The organism is Pseudomonas fluorescens NCIMB 11764 (genome assembly GCF_000293885.2).
Lineage (GTDB): Bacteria > Pseudomonadota > Gammaproteobacteria > Pseudomonadales > Pseudomonadaceae > Aquipseudomonas > Aquipseudomonas fluorescens_B.
Genome location: NZ_CP010945.1, coordinates 3,367,180 through 3,387,020, shown reverse-complemented (window position 1 = coordinate 3,387,020; position 19,841 = coordinate 3,367,180). Strand labels below are relative to the sequence as shown.

Annotated in this window: 21 protein-coding genes, 4 tRNA genes and 1 pseudogene; 6 read left to right on the top strand and 20 right to left on the bottom strand. The window is 58.6% G+C overall.

Features of this window, described 5'->3' with window-relative positions:
- Positions 1-29: 29 nt before the first annotated feature.
- The 7 genes from clpX to B723_RS15530 form a co-directional block, all read right to left on the bottom strand.
- A complete protein-coding gene (gene clpX / locus B723_RS15560; RefSeq protein ID WP_007946893.1) occupies positions 30-1,313 on the bottom strand; it encodes an ATP-dependent Clp protease ATP-binding subunit ClpX in 1,284 nt (427 codons plus the stop codon).
- Between the two features lie 112 nt (positions 1,314-1,425).
- The gene (gene clpP, locus B723_RS15555) at positions 1,426-2,061 is read right to left on the bottom strand and encodes an ATP-dependent Clp endopeptidase proteolytic subunit ClpP (RefSeq protein ID WP_017339698.1); all 636 of its coding nucleotides are present in this window, start codon (positions 2,059-2,061) and stop codon (positions 1,426-1,428) included.
- Positions 2,062-2,154: 93 nt separating this feature from the next.
- A complete protein-coding gene (gene tig, locus B723_RS15550; protein WP_017339699.1) occupies positions 2,155-3,465 on the bottom strand; it encodes a trigger factor in 1,311 nt (436 codons plus the stop codon).
- Positions 3,466-3,865: 400 nt separating this feature from the next.
- Positions 3,866-3,941 (bottom strand) — tRNA-His (locus B723_RS15545).
- 78 nt (positions 3,942-4,019) lie between these two features.
- Positions 4,020-4,104: transfer RNA gene (locus tag B723_RS15540), tRNA-Leu, on the bottom strand.
- Positions 4,105-4,158: 54 nt separating this feature from the next.
- Positions 4,159-4,234, bottom strand: a tRNA-His gene (locus tag B723_RS15535).
- A 32-nt stretch (positions 4,235-4,266) separates the two neighbouring features.
- A tRNA-Arg gene (locus tag B723_RS15530) sits at positions 4,267-4,343 on the bottom strand.
- 275 nt (positions 4,344-4,618) lie between these two features.
- On the opposite strand from B723_RS15530, the gene folD reads away from it, so the two are divergent.
- Together folD and pbpG are read left to right on the top strand one after the other, a co-directional pair.
- A complete protein-coding gene (folD, locus tag B723_RS15525; RefSeq protein WP_017337583.1) occupies positions 4,619-5,473 on the top strand; it encodes a bifunctional methylenetetrahydrofolate dehydrogenase/methenyltetrahydrofolate cyclohydrolase FolD in 855 nt (284 codons plus the stop codon).
- A gap of 239 nt (positions 5,474-5,712) precedes the next feature.
- A complete protein-coding gene (gene pbpG / locus B723_RS15520) occupies positions 5,713-6,651 on the top strand; it encodes a D-alanyl-D-alanine endopeptidase (protein WP_017337582.1) in 939 nt (312 codons plus the stop codon).
- A 50-nt stretch (positions 6,652-6,701) separates the two neighbouring features.
- On the opposite strand, the gene B723_RS15515 is transcribed toward pbpG, so the two are convergent.
- The 3 genes and pseudogenes from B723_RS15515 to B723_RS15505 form a co-directional block, all read right to left on the bottom strand.
- A complete protein-coding gene (locus B723_RS15515) occupies positions 6,702-6,917 on the bottom strand; it encodes a hypothetical protein (RefSeq protein WP_017337581.1) in 216 nt (71 codons plus the stop codon).
- 19 nt (positions 6,918-6,936) lie between these two features.
- Positions 6,937-7,143: a DUF6021 family protein gene (locus B723_RS15510; protein WP_017337580.1), complete on the bottom strand. Its 207-nt coding sequence runs from the start codon at positions 7,141-7,143 to the stop codon at positions 6,937-6,939.
- Between the two features lie 95 nt (positions 7,144-7,238).
- Positions 7,239-7,965 (bottom strand): annotated as a pseudogene (locus B723_RS15505) (peptidase C39 family protein).
- Positions 7,966-8,131: 166 nt separating this feature from the next.
- On the opposite strand from B723_RS15505, the gene B723_RS33460 reads away from it, so the two are divergent.
- Positions 8,132-8,299, top strand: a complete 168-nt coding sequence (locus tag B723_RS33460) for a hypothetical protein (protein WP_017337578.1) — start codon at positions 8,132-8,134, stop codon at positions 8,297-8,299.
- A gap of 78 nt (positions 8,300-8,377) precedes the next feature.
- Here the strand turns inward: B723_RS33460 and B723_RS15500 are convergent, their stop codons facing one another.
- Both B723_RS15500 and B723_RS15495 read right to left on the bottom strand, forming a co-directional pair.
- Positions 8,378-9,127, bottom strand: a complete 750-nt coding sequence (locus B723_RS15500; RefSeq protein ID WP_017337577.1) for a TerC family protein — start codon at positions 9,125-9,127, stop codon at positions 8,378-8,380.
- 28 nt (positions 9,128-9,155) lie between these two features.
- Complete coding sequence (locus tag B723_RS15495; RefSeq protein WP_017337576.1) at positions 9,156-9,398, bottom strand: hypothetical protein; 243 nt, start codon at positions 9,396-9,398, stop codon at positions 9,156-9,158.
- A gap of 135 nt (positions 9,399-9,533) precedes the next feature.
- Between B723_RS15495 and nhaR the strand changes: the two genes are divergently transcribed.
- Positions 9,534-10,433: a transcriptional activator NhaR gene (gene nhaR / locus B723_RS15490; RefSeq protein WP_017337575.1), complete on the top strand. Its 900-nt coding sequence runs from the start codon at positions 9,534-9,536 to the stop codon at positions 10,431-10,433.
- Positions 10,434-10,437: 4 nt separating this feature from the next.
- On the opposite strand, the gene B723_RS15485 is transcribed toward nhaR, so the two are convergent.
- Positions 10,438-11,592 (bottom strand): MFS transporter, encoded by a 1,155-nt coding sequence (locus B723_RS15485; protein ID WP_017337574.1) that lies wholly within the window; start codon positions 11,590-11,592, stop codon positions 10,438-10,440.
- Between the two features lie 278 nt (positions 11,593-11,870).
- Between B723_RS15485 and sstT the strand changes: the two genes are divergently transcribed.
- Complete coding sequence (gene sstT, locus B723_RS15480) at positions 11,871-13,109, top strand: serine/threonine transporter SstT (protein ID WP_017337573.1); 1,239 nt, start codon at positions 11,871-11,873, stop codon at positions 13,107-13,109.
- Between the two features lie 71 nt (positions 13,110-13,180).
- Here sstT and B723_RS15475 read toward each other — a convergent pair whose 3' ends face one another.
- The 5 genes from B723_RS15475 to B723_RS15455 are packed head-to-tail and all read right to left on the bottom strand — an operon-like array spanning position 13,181 to position 17,294.
- Positions 13,181-13,690: a DUF1993 domain-containing protein gene (locus B723_RS15475; RefSeq protein WP_017337572.1), complete on the bottom strand. Its 510-nt coding sequence runs from the start codon at positions 13,688-13,690 to the stop codon at positions 13,181-13,183.
- Positions 13,691-13,730: 40 nt separating this feature from the next.
- Positions 13,731-15,251 carry an ArnT family glycosyltransferase gene (locus tag B723_RS15470; protein WP_017337571.1) on the bottom strand — a complete coding sequence of 507 codons (1,521 nt, stop codon included), beginning with the start codon at positions 15,249-15,251 and terminating at the stop codon, positions 13,731-13,733.
- A 3-nt stretch (positions 15,252-15,254) separates the two neighbouring features.
- Entirely contained in the window at positions 15,255-15,533 is a 279-nt protein-coding gene (locus B723_RS15465; RefSeq protein WP_017337570.1) for a lipid-A-disaccharide synthase N-terminal domain-containing protein, read from the bottom strand.
- A complete protein-coding gene (locus tag B723_RS15460; protein ID WP_017337569.1) occupies positions 15,530-16,270 on the bottom strand; it encodes a glycosyltransferase family 2 protein in 741 nt (246 codons plus the stop codon). The genes B723_RS15465 and B723_RS15460 overlap by 4 nt, the downstream gene beginning before the upstream one ends.
- A gap of 46 nt (positions 16,271-16,316) precedes the next feature.
- Positions 16,317-17,294 carry an NAD-dependent epimerase gene (locus B723_RS15455; RefSeq protein WP_017337568.1) on the bottom strand — a complete coding sequence of 326 codons (978 nt, stop codon included), beginning with the start codon at positions 17,292-17,294 and terminating at the stop codon, positions 16,317-16,319.
- A 310-nt stretch (positions 17,295-17,604) separates the two neighbouring features.
- Here B723_RS15455 and B723_RS15450 point away from each other — a divergent pair, with 310 nt between their 5' ends.
- Positions 17,605-18,252, top strand: a complete 648-nt coding sequence (locus B723_RS15450; RefSeq protein ID WP_017337567.1) for a YceH family protein — start codon at positions 17,605-17,607, stop codon at positions 18,250-18,252.
- Between the two features lie 29 nt (positions 18,253-18,281).
- Here B723_RS15450 and B723_RS15445 read toward each other — a convergent pair whose 3' ends face one another.
- Both B723_RS15445 and B723_RS15440 read right to left on the bottom strand, forming a co-directional pair.
- Positions 18,282-18,800 carry a cupin domain-containing protein gene (locus tag B723_RS15445; RefSeq protein WP_017337566.1) on the bottom strand — a complete coding sequence of 173 codons (519 nt, stop codon included), beginning with the start codon at positions 18,798-18,800 and terminating at the stop codon, positions 18,282-18,284.
- A 298-nt stretch (positions 18,801-19,098) separates the two neighbouring features.
- Positions 19,099-19,836, bottom strand: a complete 738-nt coding sequence (locus tag B723_RS15440) for an S-methyl-5'-thioinosine phosphorylase (protein ID WP_017337565.1) — start codon at positions 19,834-19,836, stop codon at positions 19,099-19,101.
- Positions 19,837-19,841: the final 5 nt, after the last annotated feature.

Genomic DNA, 19,841 nt, shown 5'->3' with positions numbered 1-19,841 from the left:
GCCCCTTCTTTATTCCAGCTGCGTGACGCTTAAGCGTCTGGCGCGGCCTTGGCAGCCGGCTCACTGTTTTCGTAGATATACAGTGGCTTGGACTTGCCTTCTATAACGCTTTCATCGATCACTACTTTACTCACCTCGGACTGCGAGGGGATTTCATACATAGTGTCGAGCAATACACCTTCGAGAATCGAACGCAGTCCACGGGCACCGGTTTTGCGTTCCAGGGCACGTTTGGCGACCGATTTCAGTGCGTCGGCCCGGAATTCCAGGTCCACACCTTCCATCTCGAACAACTTGGCGTACTGCTTGGTCAGAGCATTTTTCGGCTCGGTGAGGATCTGCATCAATGCAGCTTCATCAAGCTCGTCCAGCGTGGCAAGGACCGGCAGACGACCGACGAATTCCGGGATCAGACCGAACTTGACCAGATCGTCAGGCTCGACTTCACGCAGGGATTCACCGACTTTCTTGCCTTCTTCCTTGCTGCGCACTTCTGCGTTGAAACCGATGCCGCCCTTGGTGGAACGGTTTTGAATAACCTTTTCCAGACCGGAGAACGCACCGCCACAGATGAACAGGATGTTACGGGTGTCGACCTGAAGGAATTCCTGCTGCGGATGCTTGCGACCACCTTGGGGCGGAACAGAAGCGACCGTGCCTTCGATCAACTTGAGCAGGGCCTGCTGCACGCCTTCACCGGAAACGTCCCGGGTGATCGACGGGTTGTCAGACTTGCGCGAGATCTTGTCGATCTCATCGATGTAGACAATGCCCATCTGGGCTTTTTCCACGTCGTAATCGCACTTCTGCAGCAGCTTCTGAATGATGTTCTCGACGTCTTCACCCACGTAACCCGCCTCGGTGAGGGTGGTTGCGTCGGCGATGGTGAACGGAACATTCAACAAGCGGGCCAGTGTTTCGGCAAGCAGGGTTTTACCCGAGCCTGTCGGGCCGATCAGCAAGATGTTGCTTTTGCCGAGTTCGACGTCGTCATTCTTTTTGTCACGCTGGTTCAGGCGTTTGTAGTGGTTGTACACCGCTACGGCCAGAACCTTTTTCGCACGCTCCTGACCAATCACGTACTGATCAAGGATGCCGCTGATTTCTTTAGGCGAAGGCAATTTATGCGCGCTGCTTTCAGCCTGGGCTTCCTGCACCTCCTCTCGGATGATGTCATTGCACAGGTCGACGCACTCGTCGCAGATAAAGACCGAGGGGCCGGCAATCAATTTGCGCACTTCATGCTGGCTTTTGCCACAGAAGGAGCAATAGAGCAGCTTGCCGTTGTCCTCGCCGTTGCGGGTGTCAGTCATTCGTTCGATCCAAATCCGATAGGCTTGCAACACAAGATGAAGGCTATTGCGGGCTTTTTCAAGCCCGCTGGTGATCGGACCAGCCGACCCACCTTATTTTGAGCTGCTTATTTTAAGCGGGGCGCTGGGTGATCACTTCATCGATCAAGCCGTACTCACGCGCGGCTTCTGCGCTCATGAAATTGTCGCGGTTGGTATCGCGCTCGATTTCTTCGAGCGTGCGCCCGCTATGCTTGGCCATCAGCGTGTTGAGACGCTCGCGAATGAAGAGGATTTCCTTGGCATGGATTTCGATATCCGATGCCTGGCCCTGGAAACCGCCCAGTGGCTGGTGAATCATCACACGCGAGTTCGGCAGGCAGAAACGCTTGCCCGGAGCACCGGCCGTCAGCAGGAACGCGCCCATGCTGCACGCTTGACCGATACAGGTGGTCGACACGTTTGGCTTGATGAACTGCATGGTGTCATAGATCGACATGCCCGCCGTCACCGAACCGCCCGGGGAGTTGATATAGAGATGGATGTCCTTGTCCGGGTTTTCCGCTTCAAGGAACAGCAGTTGCGCACAAATCAGGTTGGCCATGTAGTCCTCTACCGGACCAACCAGAAAGATCACTCGCTCCTTGAGAAGACGCGAGTAAATATCGTAGGCGCGCTCGCCACGAGCGGACTGCTCGACAACCATCGGGACCAGGCCGCCTGCGGCCTGGATATCAGAGTTCTGCTGAATATACGAATTACGGAACATGCTCTGCAGTCACTCCCAAATAGTTATGTCTTGAATACGCATAAGCCAGCACGAAGGCTGGCTTATGGTGTGTAGTTCCTACCGCAAAAACGATCAGTCGGCTTGTGGAGCTTCTACCGGCTTGACTGCTTCTTCGTAAGAGACCGATTTGTCGGTCACGCTAGCTTTCTGCAGAACAGTATCCACAACTTGTTCTTCCAGCACAACCGAACGGACTTCGTTCAGTTGCTGGTCGTTCTTGTAGTACCAGGACACAACCTGCTCAGGCTCTTGATAAGCCGAAGCCATTTCCTGAATCATTTCGCGAACGCGAGCTTCGTCAGGCTTGAGGTCGAATTGCTTGACCACTTCAGCCACGATCAGACCCAGTACAACGCGGCGCTTGGCTTGTTCTTCAAACAGCTCGGCCGGCAGTTGGTCTGGCTTGATGTTGCCGCCGAACTGCTGAACAGCCTGCACGCGCAGACGGTCAACTTCGTTGGACAGCAGAGCCTTTGGCACTTCAATCGGGTTGGTGGACAGCAGACCGTCCATTACCTGATTCTTGACCTTGGATTTGATCGCCTGACGCAGTTCACGCTCCATGTTCTTGCGAACTTCGGCGCGGAAGCCTTCCAGACCGGTTTCCTTGATGCCGAATTGAGCGAAGAATTCTTCGTTCAGTTCTGGCAGTTTCGGCTCGGAAACAGTGTTCACGGTCACGGTGAACTCGGCGGTTTTGCCCGCCAGGTCGAGGTTCTGATAGTCCTCTGGGAACGTCAGGTTCAGAACGCGCTCTTCGCCGGCCTTAGCGCCAACCAGACCGTCTTCGAAACCAGGAATCATGCGGCCGGAACCCAGAACCAGCTGAGTACCTTTGGCGGAACCGCCAGCGAACACTTCACCGTCGACCTTGCCGACGAAATCGATGTTCAGCTGGTCATCGTTCTGGGCAGCGCGATCGGCCACTTCGAAACGGGTGTTCTGCTTGCGCAGGACGTCCAGCATTTTGTCCAGGTCAGCGTCAGCCACGTCAGCGCTCAGGCGCTCTACGGTGATGCCTTCGAAACCGGCAACGGTGAACTCAGGGAACACTTCGAAAATCGCGACGTATTCCAGGTCTTTGCCAGCTTCCAGGGATTTTGGCTCGATGGAAGGAGCGCCAGCCGGGTTCAGCTTTTGCTCGACAACAGCTTCGTAGAACGAGGACTGGATGACGTCGCCGACAGCTTCCTGACGCGCATCAGCACCAAAACGGCGCTTGATTTCGCTCATTGGCACTTTGCCCGGACGGAAACCAGCGATCTTGGCCTTTTGGGCGGTCTGCTGCAGACGCTTGTTGACCTGAGTCTCGATGCGCTCAGCCGGCACGGTGATGCTCATGCGGCGCTCAAGAGCAGAAGTATTTTCAACAGAAACTTGCATGGATATTCCTCGTTGCACAGACGTTGGCCGGCCGTTTCCGACCCCAGAATCAAGGGCATGCATTCTAGTAGGTCAAACTCAAGAAGTCACCCTACTGAAAACGGGTAAAAACGCAGCAGGCAATTTAGAGGGACGAATGCACGAATGCATCTCGCCCCGGTGGCAAATACAACCCATCACGCCAAGGCTCTGCGCCAACCCTTCTATATATAGAAGCGGTTGCCGATCATCGCCCTGACAGCCAACCCTGCAAGCAAGGCCGGCGGGCAACGCGGCATCATCGAGAAACATAAATACGACGAAACGCCCTGCCCTTGCGACCCGGAACCGCAGCCGCCGATACTCAAAACACTGAAACAAAAAAGGCGCCAGACTGTTAAATCTGGCGCCTTTCGAAATATGGGGTGGACGATGGGGATCGAACCCACGACAACGGGAGTCACAATCCCGTGCTCTACCAACTGAGCTACGCCCACCATATTGCGTAACAAAAAAGCCAAACAACTTCTTTGTTGAGCTCCAACCAGGCCAACCGGCATGAGAGAAGCTTTATTTGGTGCGGATGAAGAGACTCGAACTCTTACGCCTCGCGGCGCTGGAACCTAAATCCAGTGTGTCTACCAATTCCACCACATCCGCGTATAGCCGTTAAAGCAAAGGCGCCAGACTGTTAATCTGGCGCCTTTCGAAATATGGGGTGGACGATGGGGATCGAACCCACGACAACGGGAGTCACAATCCCGTGCTCTACCAACTGAGCTACGCCCACCATATCGCGCTACTTGTGCCAAAGCTGCCTAATGGCGCACCCGGCAGGACTCGAACCTGCGACCATCCGCTTAGAAGGCGGATGCTCTATCCAGCTGAGCTACGGGCGCCTTATTAATCTGTACTCTTGGAGGACTACAAACTAAGTGCTTTTCAGCTTTGCAGAACCGTAATTCCGCGCAGCCTTCTTAACCAGTGCTAGGCTGTGCCCGACAAGTGCGACGAATAGTATAGAGCCCCCCGGGGGTCGTCAAATCCTTTTTAAAAAAAATTCATTTAATTAAAGGGGTTAGGGGAATTTGCAGACCAAGCGCCTTTGCCCTCACCTCATGACATGCGAGAATGCGTTCTCTTTTTTTCCCCTCTCGATGGTTAATCACGCGCAATGACTGCACAACTAATCGACGGCAAATCGATCGCCGCCAGCCTGCGCCAGCAGATCGCCAAACGCGTTACCGAGCGTCGCCAGCAAGGCCTGCGCACGCCGGGCCTCGCGGTGATCCTGGTCGGCAGCGATCCCGCCTCTCAGGTTTATGTCTCGCACAAGCGTAAAGACTGTGAAGAGGTCGGCTTCATTTCCCAAGCCTACGACCTGCCTTCCGAAACCACTCAAGAAGCGCTGACCGATCTGATCGATCGCCTGAACGACGACCCGGCAATCGACGGCGTTCTGCTTCAGCTGCCTTTGCCTGAACACCTGGATGCTTCCAAATTGCTGGAGCGCATCCGTCCGGACAAAGACGTCGACGGCTTCCATCCTTATAACGTCGGCCGCCTCGCCCAGCGTATTCCGCTGCTGCGCCCGTGCACGCCAAAAGGGATCATGACACTGCTGGAAAGCACCGGTGCCGATCTTTACGGGATGGACGCCGTGGTTGTCGGCGCCTCCAACATTGTTGGCCGTCCGATGGCAATGGAATTGCTGCTGGCCGGTTGCACCGTGACTGTCACCCACCGTTTCACCAAGGATCTGGCGGGCCACGTCGGTCGCGCCGATCTGGTGGTTGTCGCCGCCGGCAAACCGGGCCTGGTCAAGGGTGAGTGGATCAAGGAAGGGGCCATCGTGATCGACGTCGGCATCAACCGTCAGGAAGACGGCAAACTGGTCGGCGACGTCATCTACGAAACCGCCCTGCCCCGCGCTGGCTGGATCACGCCAGTACCCGGTGGCGTGGGCCCGATGACCCGCGCCTGCCTGCTGGAAAACACGCTGTACGCGGCAGAAACCCTGCACAGCTGAGTTCACGCTTGAGCATCAGCGATGAACAAAAGAACCCCGCCAATGGCGGGGTTCTTTTTGCCCGGAGAATGAACGCTACCATTCGCCGGAAACCCGCTGTTTTGTGGGGGGGTTCAAGGACTTTCACCGGTTGATTGAACAACCATCGACAGTTCTTCAGCCATACTCCTAAAATGCGTCGGTTTTCAAGAAACAGCCCGTTACAGAACGGCAAATCCACACCTTATGAGTCTGCCAGCGTGAAAATCCGTCTTTCCATCCTGAGCCTATTTTTTGCAATTACAGGGACGTTCATCACGCCAACGGTCAATGCTGCCGATACCACCGCGGCACCTCGAGATACGAAACAACTCAAGCTGGCTTCCGGCAGCTCGTTGCTGCTGGATATGCAGACCAACAAAGTCATCTATGCCAGCAACCCCGATGTGGTTGTCCCTATCGCCTCCGTCAGCAAATTGATGACCGGTCTCGTGGTGGTCGAAGCCAGGCAGAACATGGACGAGTACATCAATATCAACATCAGCGATACGCCAGAAATGAAAGGCGTATTTTCCAGGGTGAAACTCAAAAGCGAATTGCCGCGCCGGGAAATGCTGCTGATCGCCCTGATGTCCTCGGAAAACCGCGCCGCCGCAAGCCTGGCCCACCACTATCCGGGCGGCTATGTCGCATTCATTGCCGCGATGAACGCCAAGGCCAAGGCGTTGGGCATGACCAGCACCCACTTCGTCGAACCAACCGGCCTCTCCCCTCGTAACGTCTCTACCGCCCGCGACCTGAGCAAATTGCTGATCGCCGCGCACAAGTACCCGTTATTGACCGAGTTGAGCACCACCAAGGAAAAAACCGTCTCGTTCCGCAAACCCAACTACAGCCTGGGCTTCCGCAATACCGACCATTTGGTCGGCAAGCCGAACTGGGACATCAAGCTGACGAAAACCGGCTTCACCAACGAGGCCGGCCATTGTCTCGTGCTGGTGACCAGCATGGGCAATCGTCCGGTGGCGCTGGTGATTCTCGACGCCTTCGGCAAGTACACGCACTTTGCCGATGCCAGTCGCATTCGCAACTGGGTCGAGACCGGCAAGGGCGCCGACGTTCCTTCCGTGGCCCTGCAATACAAATCGGAAAAGAACCTCAAGCACCGTCAGAGCGGTGTGGTTGAAGCCTCGAAGTAACGACGCTGACAGCAAAAGCCCCGATCAGTCGGGGCTTTTTTTCGTCCGCGTTAATCATTCGGCAGCGGCATCTGGTCGTCATCCGGAATGCCATCGCCGGCACTCGGATCCCTTCTGCCCTGCGGATGTTCGGTCGGCACCACCACAGGCCTGGCCAATGGGTCGCGCATCGGGCTGTCAGGGTCCATCACCGGATCAATGTCGTCTTCGGGGGTGGTGGGAACACTGTCCGGACGCTTGTCGTCAAAACTCGAATCGGTCGACATATACACCTCGCACTGAACGTCAGGGTTTCAGATTTGCCAGCGGGTCGTAAGGTTTCGCGGGGGCCTTGGTATCCTCGCCAGGCTTTACATCCTTGGGCGCCTTGGCCGGGCCGACAGGATCGACCTGCGGATCGGCGAGGTCCGGCGAATCAGGGTCAAAACCCAACTCGTCGCCTGATGAATGCTCAGACGAATGCGGGCCGGTGGGTGCAGTGGGATTTGTCATGAATGCCTCCTTGGAACTGGCCCGGAAAAATCCGGGCCCTTATTCCTCAGAGGCCAACCGCGCGCAGCAGTGCAATGCAGATGACGAACGGAAAGCTACTGAGCGCCCAGTGCCTTCTTCGCACGAGCCGCCGCTTGCTCCTGACCGGCCTGAGCCAGGTCACTCGCCGCTTTCAACCAGCGTTGCTGATCGACATTGGCCGGAATCTGGTTCGGTTTCTGGATCAGCACCGCCCAACCGCCGGCGTCCTTGAAAGCCGACTCAAACGAACCGAAGCTCATCAATTCCCGACGATTCATCCCGGCGCGCAGCAGGACGGTCCGCTTCTGACGGTTGTACCCGGCGAGAATCGCGTAACGCGGTTCCGCCCAAAAGGCCGAGCCCTCGGTGAAACGCACCATCACCGGATAGCCTGCCGCGACCTGGGTCAGCAGCGCAGGCAAATGGCTGTCGAGGGGATAAACGACCATGCCGTACTCGCGGGCGAGGTTTTGCATGTTCTGTTGCAATTGCGCTTCGGCGCCCGGTACGTGCAGGGGTTTTTCGAGCAAACCCGGTGTAATCACAATGCCCTGTTGCGACAGCATGCTCGCCAGGACCTGCGGTCCGCTTTGATAATCTTGCCCGCGGTAGAACGTGCCGCTGAGCTCAACCCGTTCCGGCAGCCGCTTGACCTCAGGCGCAACGCTTCCCGCGCAGCCGGCCAGACCCGCAACACAACCGGCAATCAGTGCTGCCATTCGAATTCGCGACATTACCCGCACCCTCATCACTCCGTTGTTCAATCGCCGTCATTCTGCTCCCGGCCTGGCCGTCGATCATAGGACGCCACGCAGCAGCGGTATAGCCTTAACCGGCAGTTCAGTGCATTCGATAGAGCGAACTGGTTGATGAAGGCGACCTTTGGTCAATAGCCTGAAACATGGCAGCGACTAGACTGTCACTTGCAGAGAGTGTGTGCCCGCAGCAGGGCAAAGAGGAGGCACCGATGAGCCTGACAATGACCATAATCATGTTGATTTCCGGCTGGCTGGCCGTTGCCGCCGCCATGTTGTGGGGCGTCCTGCGAATTACGCGCCGGCACCATCACCCTGCCCACCCCCTTCAGGTAGCGAAGACCGATAAACCGGCTCCCCGCCACGCGACGGCACATTGACCCGCGCATTCAAACGGCCCGAACAAAAAAGGCCGCCTGAGCTCTTGCGAGCGCAGGCGGCCTTTTGTTTATCGCAGGTTACGCTTCAGCGGCGATGCGCTTCTGCTTGGCCCGCCGGGACATCATGTTCAAGCCCTCGATCGTGGCCGAGAACGCCATGGCCGCGTAGACATAGCCTTTCGGTACGTGGGCGCCGAAGCCTTCGGCGATCAACGTCATGCCGATCATGATCAGGAAGCCCAGCGCCAGCATCACCACCGTCGGGTTGTCGTTGATGAACTTGGCCAACGGGTCCGCCGCGAGCAACATCACCAGCACCGACACCACCACCGCGATGATCATGATCGGCAAATGCTCGGTCATGCCGACAGCGGTAATGATGCTGTCGATGGAGAACACCATGTCCAGCATCAGGATCTGACCGATCGCTGCGGCAAAGCCCAGGGTCACGGTCGAGGTGGCCGACTTCGGATCATCCGGCGCAGGGTCCATGCTGTGGTGGATTTCGGTGGTCGCTTTCCACAACAGGAACAGGCCACCGGCGATCAGGATCATGTCTTTCCAGGAGAACGCGTGGCCGAGGATCTCGATCACAGGCTCAGTCAACTGGACGATGAACGCGATGGTGCTCAGCAGTGCCAGTCGCAGGATCAGCGCCATGCCGATACCAATGCGCCGCGCTTTCTGCCGATGCTGCTCCGGCAGTTTATTGGTCAGGATCGAGATGAAGATCAGGTTGTCGATGCCGAGCACGATTTCCATCACCACCAACGTAGCCAGGGCAACCCAGGCGGTGGGGCTTGCAGCAAGTTCTAAAAGGTATTCCATGGGTCAGTCCTGACTCGTTTAAGACGGTTTAGATTTCCTGGGACGAAGATTCGGATTTCTCTTTGTCGTCGCCCGATGGTTCTTTCTTGCTGATCAGCCCGCCGGTGGCATCGCTGATCGCTTGCTCGGCGGCCTTGTGGGTGTCGTCAATCGCCTGCTTGGCGGATTCGGCAGCCTTGCCCATCAGTTGCTGAGCGCTTTTTTCAGCCTGGTCGCAACCGGCCAATACCAGTAAAGACGCGATCAGCAGTGCCGTGGTTTTAAGCTTCATGATGCTTTCCTCGATAGAACCGAACAGGCCGAAACGATGGCCCGTTGATAGCGAGGTATTCTAGGGAGGCAAACACTTCAGGAAAATTCGTATTTTTGGCGGTTATACTTCGGTTTTAACGAACTGTAGGTCGCCATGCTCAACTATCGACAACTGCATTATTTCTGGGTGGTGGCCAAGACCGGCAGCATCGTCCGTGCCTGCGAGCAACTGAACCTGACGCCGCAGACCATCAGCGGGCAGATATCCTTGCTCGAACAAACGTATGGCATCGAATTGTTTCGCCGGGTTGGCCGACAGTTGGAGCTCACCGAAGCCGGGCGTCAGGCCCTGCCCTACGCCGAACAGATGTTTCAGCTCGGCGGCGAACTGGAGTTGATGTTGCGGGCGCAACCCAACGAGCAGCAGATTCTGTTTCGGGTCGGAGTGGCCGACGTTGTGCCCAAATCCATCGTTTATCGCCTGATTGCACCAACCATGGAGTTGAGCGAGCCGCTGCGTATCACCTGTCGCGAGGACAAACTCGAACGCTTGCTCGCCGACCTGGCGATTCAGCGCCTCGACCTGGTGATCTCCGACAGCCCGATGCCGTCGCACCTGGACATCAAGGGCTACAGCCAGAAACTCGGGGAATGCGGGATCAGCTTCTTCGCCACCCCTGAACTGGCGGCACAGTACGGCCAGGATTTCCCCCGCAGCCTGCACGGCGCGCCACTGCTGATCCCGGGACCGGAAACCGTGGTGCGCAGTCGCTTGCAGCGCTGGTTTGCCGAGCAACAGATCCAGCCGCGCATCGTCGGCGAGTTCGATGACAGCGCCCTGATGCAGGCGTTTGGCCAATCCGGCAGCGGGATTTTCATCGGCCCGAGCGTGATTGCCGATGAAGTGAAACGCCAATGCAGCGTGGAACTGATTGGCCAGACCGACGCCGTGACCGAATCGTTCTACGCCATTTCGGTGGAACGCAAGGTCAAGCACCCCGGCATCGTTGCGATTACCGAAGGTGCCCGGCGCGAACTGTTCACCGCGATGTAAGGTGTCAGGCGCAGATTTCGCGGGGCTTGAAGGTCATCAGCGCCATGGCCAGCAGAATCGAAGCCAGGATGAAAGCCGCCGCCGCAAAGCCAAGCCCGCCCAAGCCAACGCTGTCGATCACGCGCCCGCCGACCATCGCACCCAAACCGATCCCGAGGTTGGCCCCGGCAATGTTCAGCGACGCGGCAAAGGCCGGCGCCTCGGGCGCTGCCTTCATCAAACGCACATGACTGACCAGGAACAACGCAGCCTGCGTCACGCCCCAGATCCCCATCGCGGCCGCCAGCCCCAGTGGCGAATGTATGTTCGGCACCAGCGCCACCATGCCGGCAATCATGAAGGCGCAGAACGTCACGGAAGCGATCAGCGGATGACGATCCACCGCACGACCGCCCAACGAGTTGCCGATCAAGCCGACTGCGCCGAAGCCCATCAGGCACCAGCCCACCACCGTGCCGTTGAAACCGGCCAACCGCTCAAGGATGTCAGCCAGGTAGGTGTAAGCGGTGAACATGCCGCTGAACACCAGGATCGACAGCAACACGTGCCCAATCATCAGCGGACTGCGCAGGATCTTGAACTGTGAACGGAAACTCACCTGATGCTGGTGCAGGCTGGTTTTCGGCAAGTAGATAAACAGCAACAACGCCTTGGCAAACGCGATGACCGCCAGAATGCCGAAGGCACTGCGCCAACCGAATGCATCGGAAATCAGCGTGCCGACCGGAATCCCAAACACCGTGGCGCAGACGATGCCAAAACCGATCTTGGCGATGGCGCGTCCTGCGTAATCCGGCCCGACGATGTCCACCGCTGTCTCACTGGCCAGCGCCCAGAACACCGGCAGCCCGAGCGCGGGGATCAACCGCGCAACGGCCATCACCCAAATGTTCGGCGCAAATGCTGCGAGGGTGTTGGCCAGGCCGAACATGATCAACACCGAGATGAACAGCTTGCGCCGTTCGAATCGGGCGAAGTACGCAGTCAGGAATGGCCCGAATGCGGCGACGGTGAAGGCGAACAAGGTCACCAGCAAACCCGCTTGCGGGATGGTGACTTCGAGGTCTCGGGCAATCGCCGGCAACAGGCCGACGATGACGAATTCCGTGGTCAGCACCGTAAAACCGGCAGCGGACAACAGAAGGATGGGCAACAGCATGCAGAACTCCAGAAAACGGCGACACCAGCGATAGCCCGAAGGCCCACTGGCAGAGATGAAAATGAGGATGCGCAATGTTAACAGAGTGTTTCCGAAGGGGGTTGCACGAACCTGCAATTCGCGTTTAACCGGCGGGCGGCAGTTCGTCACAGGTCTGAAGGATGACGACGACGCTGTGATAAAGTCCGCGCCCTGCGATTCGTACACCCTGATCATCGCCCATTTAATGGCCCCGATGTCGCGACAACCCCGCACCTAATAAAATCAGAGATGCCGTTATGACCGCTTCATCCCCTTCGTTACTGCAACGCTTGAAACGCTTGAGCCTGGTTTCGCAAATCATCATCGGCCTGCTCGCCGGGATTGCCCTGGCGCTGGTTGCGCCCGAGGTGGCGAAGTCCACCGCGTTTATCGGCAAAGTGTTCGTCTCGGCGCTGAAAGCCGTCGCGCCGATTCTGGTGTTCGTGCTGGTCATGGCGTCGATCGCCAACCACAAGCACGGCCAGGAAACCCACATCCGGCCGATTCTGTTTCTGTACCTGCTCGGCACGTTTGCCGCCGCAGTGGTCGCGGTCGTGGCCAGTATGATGTTCCCGTCGAGCCTGGTGCTGGCCACTCACGACGTCGCGGTGACGGCGCCGGGCGGTATCAGTGAAGTGCTGAAAAGTCTGTTGCTGAGCGTGGTGGACAACCCGGTCAGCGCGCTGATGAATGCCAATTTCATCGGCATTCTGGCGTGGGCCATTGGCATGGGCATTGCCATTCGCCATGCCGGCGACACCACCCGTGAAGTGCTCGGCGATTTGTCTAACGGCGTGACCCTGATCGTGCGTCTGGTAATTCGTTTCGCGCCGCTGGGGATTTTCGGCCTGGTGGCATCGACGCTTGCCACTTCCGGTTTTGGTGCCTTGGTCGGCTACGCGCATCTGCTGGCGGTGTTGCTGGGCTGCATGCTGTTTGTGGCGCTGGTGATGAACCCGGTAATCGTGTTCTGGAAGCTGCGTCGCAACCCGTATCCACTGGTGCTCATGTGCCTGCGTGAAAGCGGCATCACGGCGTTTTTTACCCGCAGCTCGGCGGCGAACATTCCGGTCAACCTGGAACTGAGCAAGCGTCTGGGGCTGCACGAGGACACTTATTCGGTTTCCATTCCGCTGGGCGCCACCATCAACATGGCGGGTGCTGCGATCACCATCACCGTGTTGACGCTGGCGGCTGTGCATACGCTGGGTATCGCTGTGGATATTCCGACTGCCATTCTGTTGAGCGTCGTTTCGGCGATTTGTGCCTGCGGTGCGTCGGGTGTGGCGGGGGGCTCGCTGTTGCTGATTCCATTGGCGTGCAGCCTGTTTGGTATTCCCAGTGAAATCGCCATGCAGGTGGTGGCGGTCGGTTTCATTATCGGGGTGTTGCAGGACTCGGCGGAGACTGCGTTGAATTCGTCTACTGATGTGCTGTTTACGGCGGCGGCTTGTTTGGGGGAGAAGGAGAAGGAGAAGGTTCAGCAGTTGGCGTGATGCGCTAATGCCTACACATGAAAAAGCCCCCGCAACCTGAGGCTGCGGGGGCTTTTTTGTACCCGGGCGGTTTAGAACGCGCCCATGTAATCGCGCTTGCCCACTTCCACGCCGTTGTGGCGCAGCAGTGCATAAGCGGTGGTGACGTGGAAGAAGAACTGCGGCAAGCCGTAGCTCAGCAAGTAAGCCTGGCCGCTGAAGCGCTTCTCTTTCGGCGTGCCTGGACGAGTAACGATCTCGATGCCTTCCTTGCCGTTGATCTGCTCAGGCTTGATCTCACCGATGTAACCCAGAACCTTGGCCAGCAGCGCTTGCAACTCGGCAAAGGTGGTTTCAGTGTCGTCGTACTTCGGCACTTCGATCTCGGCCAGACGCGAAGAAACACCCTTGGCGAAATCCACCGCGATCTGCACCTGACGCACCAGCGGGAACATGTCAGGGAACAGACGGGCTTGCAGGAAAGCATTTGGGTCAATGTTCTTGGCGGTAGCGTGGGCTTCGGCCTTGTTCAGAACATCGCTCAGGGCAGTGAGCATTTGTTTGAAAACCGGAACGGAAGCGTCATACAGGGAAATGGTCATGACAGTCTCGTGTGGTGACAGATGTAAAACGTGGGGTCGATTATAGCGATGCACGGTCCCAGGTGAAGCGATAGATATGGCCGGGCGGGCCAGGATGACAATTGCCGTTATCGGCGTCGGCACCGACGATCGACCACTGCGCCCGGGAGGTTTCACCCAGCTCGCGGGCGGCCTGAGAATTGAAACACTGGGCGAGCTGATCATCCGGGACCAACGCGTACGCCTGCGGATGTTCGCGCAGCCACCGCGCCGCCTGCTCGACCGTTGAACCCGCCATTCCGAAATGCACGATCGGCTGCCTTGCGAACAACCAATGACCCTCACGCCAATTGACCAACACCAGGTCGGCGCCCTGGGTCATGGCCGCCGCCTGCGCCATCAACGCCTCGTGGGGATTGGCACCGTCCTTGACCGGCTCGATGAAACCGCGGGCGAACCACAGCGCAAACCAGGTCACGGCCACCCCCTGAAAGATCCGCCAGCCGAGCAGGCGTCGACGGAACCAGCGCTTGAACAGCCACGGCATCAGCGGCGCGGCAATCAGCACCAGCCCCGGTAATGCCGGGTAGATGTACAACTTGCGCTTGCCGCTGCTCAGGCAGAAAAAAAGCACGACCAGCAGCACCCACCCCAGCAGCACCAGCACTCGACCGTCGCGCTTGCGCAATTGCCGGCCCCAGGCGGGAATCAGCCATGGCAACGCGAGCACCAACGGCAGCCAATATTGCGGAATAACGCTGATGAAGAAATACCAGAACGGCTCGCGATGGTCCCAGGCTGCGGCATAGCGCCCCGCCGTCTGGCGCAGCAGGATTTCCCGCGCATAGGCGATCTCGTCAGCGCCGCCATTGAGCGCGATGGACAGCGCCAAGGGCAGCAGCCAGATGGCAACCGCGCCCAGCACCACCACAACACCCATACACCATTTGCGCGCCTTGCCCGGCATCGCCACCACACCGGGCCAGCCTTTGCGCACCGCGTAGGCATACGGAATCAGCATCAAGGCCGGCACGAAGCCGACCCCTTTAGTGATCACGCCGATCCCCATGGCGGCGCATCCGGCGTAAAACCAGCGCCAGGCAGGCCCGAGCAGCAGGTGACGGGCCAGGCCATACAGGCCCAGCGAGGTGAACAGAATCAGAAAACTGTCGATCTGGCCGGTGCGCAGAATGCTGTACGTCTGATAGGTCGCCAGGTACAACAGCGCCGCCGTTCGACCGGCTCGCCGGTTCCAGAGTCGGCGGCCCAGGTCGTAGAGCATGGCCGTGACCGAAGTAGCGGACAGCAGCCCCGGAATATACAGGGCAATGGCGGGCATCCCGGTGATCCAGGTGAAAAACGCCACGGTCCACATGAATATTGGGGGTTTATCGCCGTAAATCTCCGCGGCGCGATGGGGAATCAACCACGAACCGTTGTGCAGCATCTCCAGCGCCACACCGAGGAAGCGTTCTTCATCGACATTCTGCGGCTGGCGCAATCCCAGTCCCGCGCCAACCAACAACAGAGCAAGCAGCATCAGGCCCAGGCATTCGACGCCGGGTGACAGGGTTCGGCGCATGGGTCAGTCCTTCACGGTTTTGCTGCGGGCAATCAATTGCAGGTTGCGCAAGTAAACGATGGAGCCGAACGCCTGGCCGGCGATGAACACCGGGTCCTGCCGGTAAATCGCGTAGGCGAACAACAGCGTGCTGCCGATGATGCTCAGGTACCAGAAGCTCACCGGGATCACGCTGCGTTTTTTGTATTCGCTGTACAGCCACTGCAGGACGAAGCGACCGGTGAAGGCGATCTGGCCACTGAAACCGACCACCAGCCACAGGGTTTCGCGGGACAGGTTCATCCGTCGATCTCCTGCGCTTGGGTATTCAGACGCGTGCGCCGGATCAGCCACCAGACACCGATCAGGTCGAGAACACCCACCAGCGCACGGTCAATGTTGCCGTACTTGGAAACCCCGGCCGTGCGCGATCGGTGGTTGACCGGGTGGGTGATCATGCGGCCGTTGTGACGCTGGATCAGCGCAGGAATGTAGCGGTGCATATGGTCGAAATACGGCAAACGCAGAAACGCCGCGCGCTGGATCAGTTTCAGCCCGCAACCAGTGTCCGGCGTCTGGTCCTTGAGCATGCGCCGGCGTATGCCGTTGGCAAACCGCGAAGCCCAGCGCTTGCTCGCGGTGTCGCGGCGGTTGACCCGATGCCCGGCCACCAATTGCAGGTCGACGCCTGCGCGCTCACTGCGCACCAGTGCCAACATGCCGGGGATGTCCGCCGGGTCGTTTTGACCGTCACCATCGAGGGTGGCCAGCCATTGGCCCCGGGCGGCGAGCGCGGCATGGTAGAGCGAAGTGCTCTGCCCCAGCGAATGCTCATGCCGCAGAATGCGCAACGTGCTCAGGCCGCTGTGCCGGGTGTTGCGCAATGCCTGCAAGGTGGCGTCAGTGCTGCCATCGTCGACAACGATGACTTCGTACGCTTCATCCGCCAGTGCGATGCGGATTTCTTCCAGCAGCGTGGTGAGATTGCTCGCTTCGTTCTTGGCCGGAATCAGCACCGATACAAATAGGTCTTGGCTCATAGAGGCCCCTGTTTCCCTGGATTTTTCATGATCGAGGGCCAATGTTTCAAATCTGATAAAAGTGGCGATACCACTTCACGAATTGCGCAACGCCGGTCTCGACCGACACCTGCGGAAGAAAATCGACCCATTGCGCCAATGCCGACACGTCTGCCCAGGTCTTGAGCACATCGCCCGCCTGCATCGGCAGCAAATTGCGCCGGGCTTGCCGGTCCAGGGCCGACTCCAGACAATCGACGAAATCCAGCAGTGCCACAGGCATGCCGCGTCCGATATTGAAAATCCGGTTGATGCCCTCGCCAGCCGACTCCGGCAACGGCGGACGTGGACGCAGGCGCGCGATGCTTTCGACGATGTCATCGATGTAGGTGAAATCCCGCGACATCAAGCCCTGGTTGTAGAGTTCGATCGGCCTGTCGTTGAGGATCGCTTCGGTGAACTTGAACAGCGCCATGTCAGGGCGACCCCAAGGTCCGTATACGGTAAAGAAGCGCAGGCCGCTGGCCTTGATTCCATACAGATGGCAGTAGCTGTGGGCCATCAGCTCATTGGCGCGCTTGGTCGCGGCGTACAGCGAAACCGGATGATCGACGGCATCTTCGACGCAGAACGGCATTTTGCTGTTGGTGCCGTACACCGAGCTGCTCGAGGCATAGATCAGATGCTCGGGGCGATGGTGTCGGCAGGCTTCCAGCACATTCAGAAACCCCGTCAGGTTCGATTGCGCATACACGTCCGGGTTGTCCAGCGAATAGCGAACGCCGGCCTGGGCGGCCAGGTGGATCACTTCTGTGAAGTCGTGCTTCTGGAACAATGCCAATAGCGCGGGCTTGTCGACGATATCCAGCGTCTGGAACTGAAAGCCCGACAAGGCACGCAGCTCCTTGAGCCGGGCGTGTTTGAGTTCCACGCTGTAGTAGTCGTTGAGATTATCGATGCCGACCACTTCAAGACCTTGCTCACACAAGCGCTTGACCGTATGAAAACCGATGAAACCGGCGGCGCCGGTGACCAGCACGGTCATGGCAGGCACGCGCTGATCAGCGCATTATTACGGGTCGTTCCCAATGTCAGCGTCATGCCTTGCTCCAGGTTGCAGTCAGTAAGGCCAGTGACGTCGTCGATACGTTCTGACGCCGCGCCTGTCAGGCGCAGCCGTCATTTCGCGGCCCTGCATACGGTGCCCGCCGGAATGTAAAAATAGCGTTATGGATTGATGTAGCTTTTATGACCATTGTCGGGTGGCGCGACGAATTCATTTGCCATTGGCGCGCGCCAATCTAAAGTGCATGCCAGCAGGAGAAGACTATGAACCGGGGTAAGGACGCAGCATCATGAGCACTGAGCAAGAAACGACTTTCGACGAACCACGCCTGAACAGCACGGAAATCCGCATTCTCGGTTCGTTGATCGAGAAACAGGCCACCAGCCCGGAAACCTATCCGCTGACCCTCAATGCCCTGGTGATTGCCTGCAACCAGAAAACCAGCCGCGAACCGGTGATGAACCTCACCCAGGGCCAGGTCGGCCAGAGCCTGCGCGCCCTCGAAGGTCGCGGGTTTACCAGACTGGTGATGGGCAGCCGGGCCGACCGCTGGGAACACAAGGTCGACAAGGCCCTGGAGCTGGTGCCGGCACAGGTGATTCTGACGGGACTGCTGTTTCTGCGAGGTCCGCAGACGGTCAACGAACTGCTGACCCGCAGCGGCCGCATGCATGAGTTCGAAGATGCCGAACAGGTCGTGCATCAACTTGAACGGTTGATTGCTCGCGGTCTGGCGTTGCTGATTCCGCGGCAGGCGGGGCAGCGGGAGGATCGCTACATGCATGCGCTGGGTGATCCGGCGGATATCGAAGCGATCCTCGCGGCGCGGCAAAATCCGGTCGAGCGTGGGGCCGGCAGCGGTGTTTCCGTGGATCGGATCGAAGAGCTGGAGGCGCGCATTGCGGCGCTGGAAGAGCGGCTGGCACGGCTCGAATAAACCGACGGCACATTTGGCGAGTGGCGTACCTACTCGCCGTCCCAGTAATCCACGCCGTCAGACGGCCGGGCAATGGCGACGAAGCCCGACGCATTGCCCTCGGCATCGACCTTGAAGTCGTCCATCACCGCGTATTTGCCAGAATCAGGGTACTCGCAGATTTCCGGCGATTGCTGGGTGCTGACCGCCAGGTAGCGCAGCTCGCCGGTGCTGGTATTGATGATCTGGTGTGCCGCTTCCGGACCGCCCGGCGGGCAGGCGATCACGTCACCCGCACGGATGGGAAAACGCTCGGCCCCGAGACGGATCTCCCCTTCCCCGGCCACCACATAAAACATTTCCTCATTGACCCGATGACTGTGGAACGGACTGCCACGCATCCCCGGTTCCAGCACGTACAAGCGATAGCCAAGCTTTTGCGCACCCAGTTGCTGACCGACGCGGGCCATCCGCTGCCGATAGCGCCCGGCCGTTTCACCGGTCGGCGCAAGAGCTTCGGGCAGCGGTTCAAGTTCTACCTGATTCAGGTTGAGAATGGCGGGATGCATGAAAACCTCGGGGCACGGTGTTTGTTGTCTGGATGGGCAAGTCTTTGCTTGCTGGCGAGCAGTATAGGTCGGGAAAAGTACTGCGGCCGGTTCGAATCCGGGTCGCGGCAGTCATGGGCAAGCCGCTCGTGTCTTGAGCCGGAATCAGACTGGGGGGGAAAGCGGTGAGAGGCAAGCTGGGTGCCCGCAGTCATCGACTTCCAGAGGATACGGCTCAATTATTCTCGTCATGGAATCAACGCCGCTTGAAACCCGGTGAATCGTGAGGCGACCGGAGAGGTCATCCGGTCGCTTGAGCTCAACCCGCCAATACCCGCGCCAATGTGGATTTGACCTTGCCCATGCCGTCATGCAGCGCCTGCTCGATCTCCGCCATGGTGATCACCGCTGTCGACTTGCCCGCTGCCGGGTTCACCACCAATGCCAGACAGGCGTAATCCAGTTCCAGCTCGCGTGCCAACGCTGCTTCCGGCATGCCGGTCATGCCGACGATGTCGCAACCGTCACGCTCCAGGCGCGCAATCTCCGCCACTGTTTCCAGACGCGGGCCCTGGGTGCACGCATACACGCCATGGCTGCTGTAGCCGACGCCTTCAGCCGCCAGCGCCGCGATCAATTGCTGACGCAGCGATTCGCTGTAGGGATAGCTGAAGTCGATATGGGTGACCTGCTCCAGGTCATCGGCAAAATAGGTGTGTTCGCGGCCGCTGGTGTAGTCGATCAGTTGGTGCGGCACGCAGAAATGTCCGGTGCCCATGGCGGCATGAATCCCCCCTACTGCATTGACTGCAAGGATCGCCTCGGCACCGGCCTGCTTCAATGCCCAGAGGTTGGCGCGGTAGTTCACCTGATGCGGTGGAAAACGGTGCGGGTGCCCGTGACGTGCGAGGAACAACACTTCCTTGCCGGCATACTCACCGATCTGCACTTCGGCCGAAGGTGCGCCATAAGGAGTGTCCACCGCCAACGACTGACGAATGCTCAGGCCTTCGAGTTGAGTCAGGCCGGTGCCACCAATAATCGCGTAAACCGTCATAACGT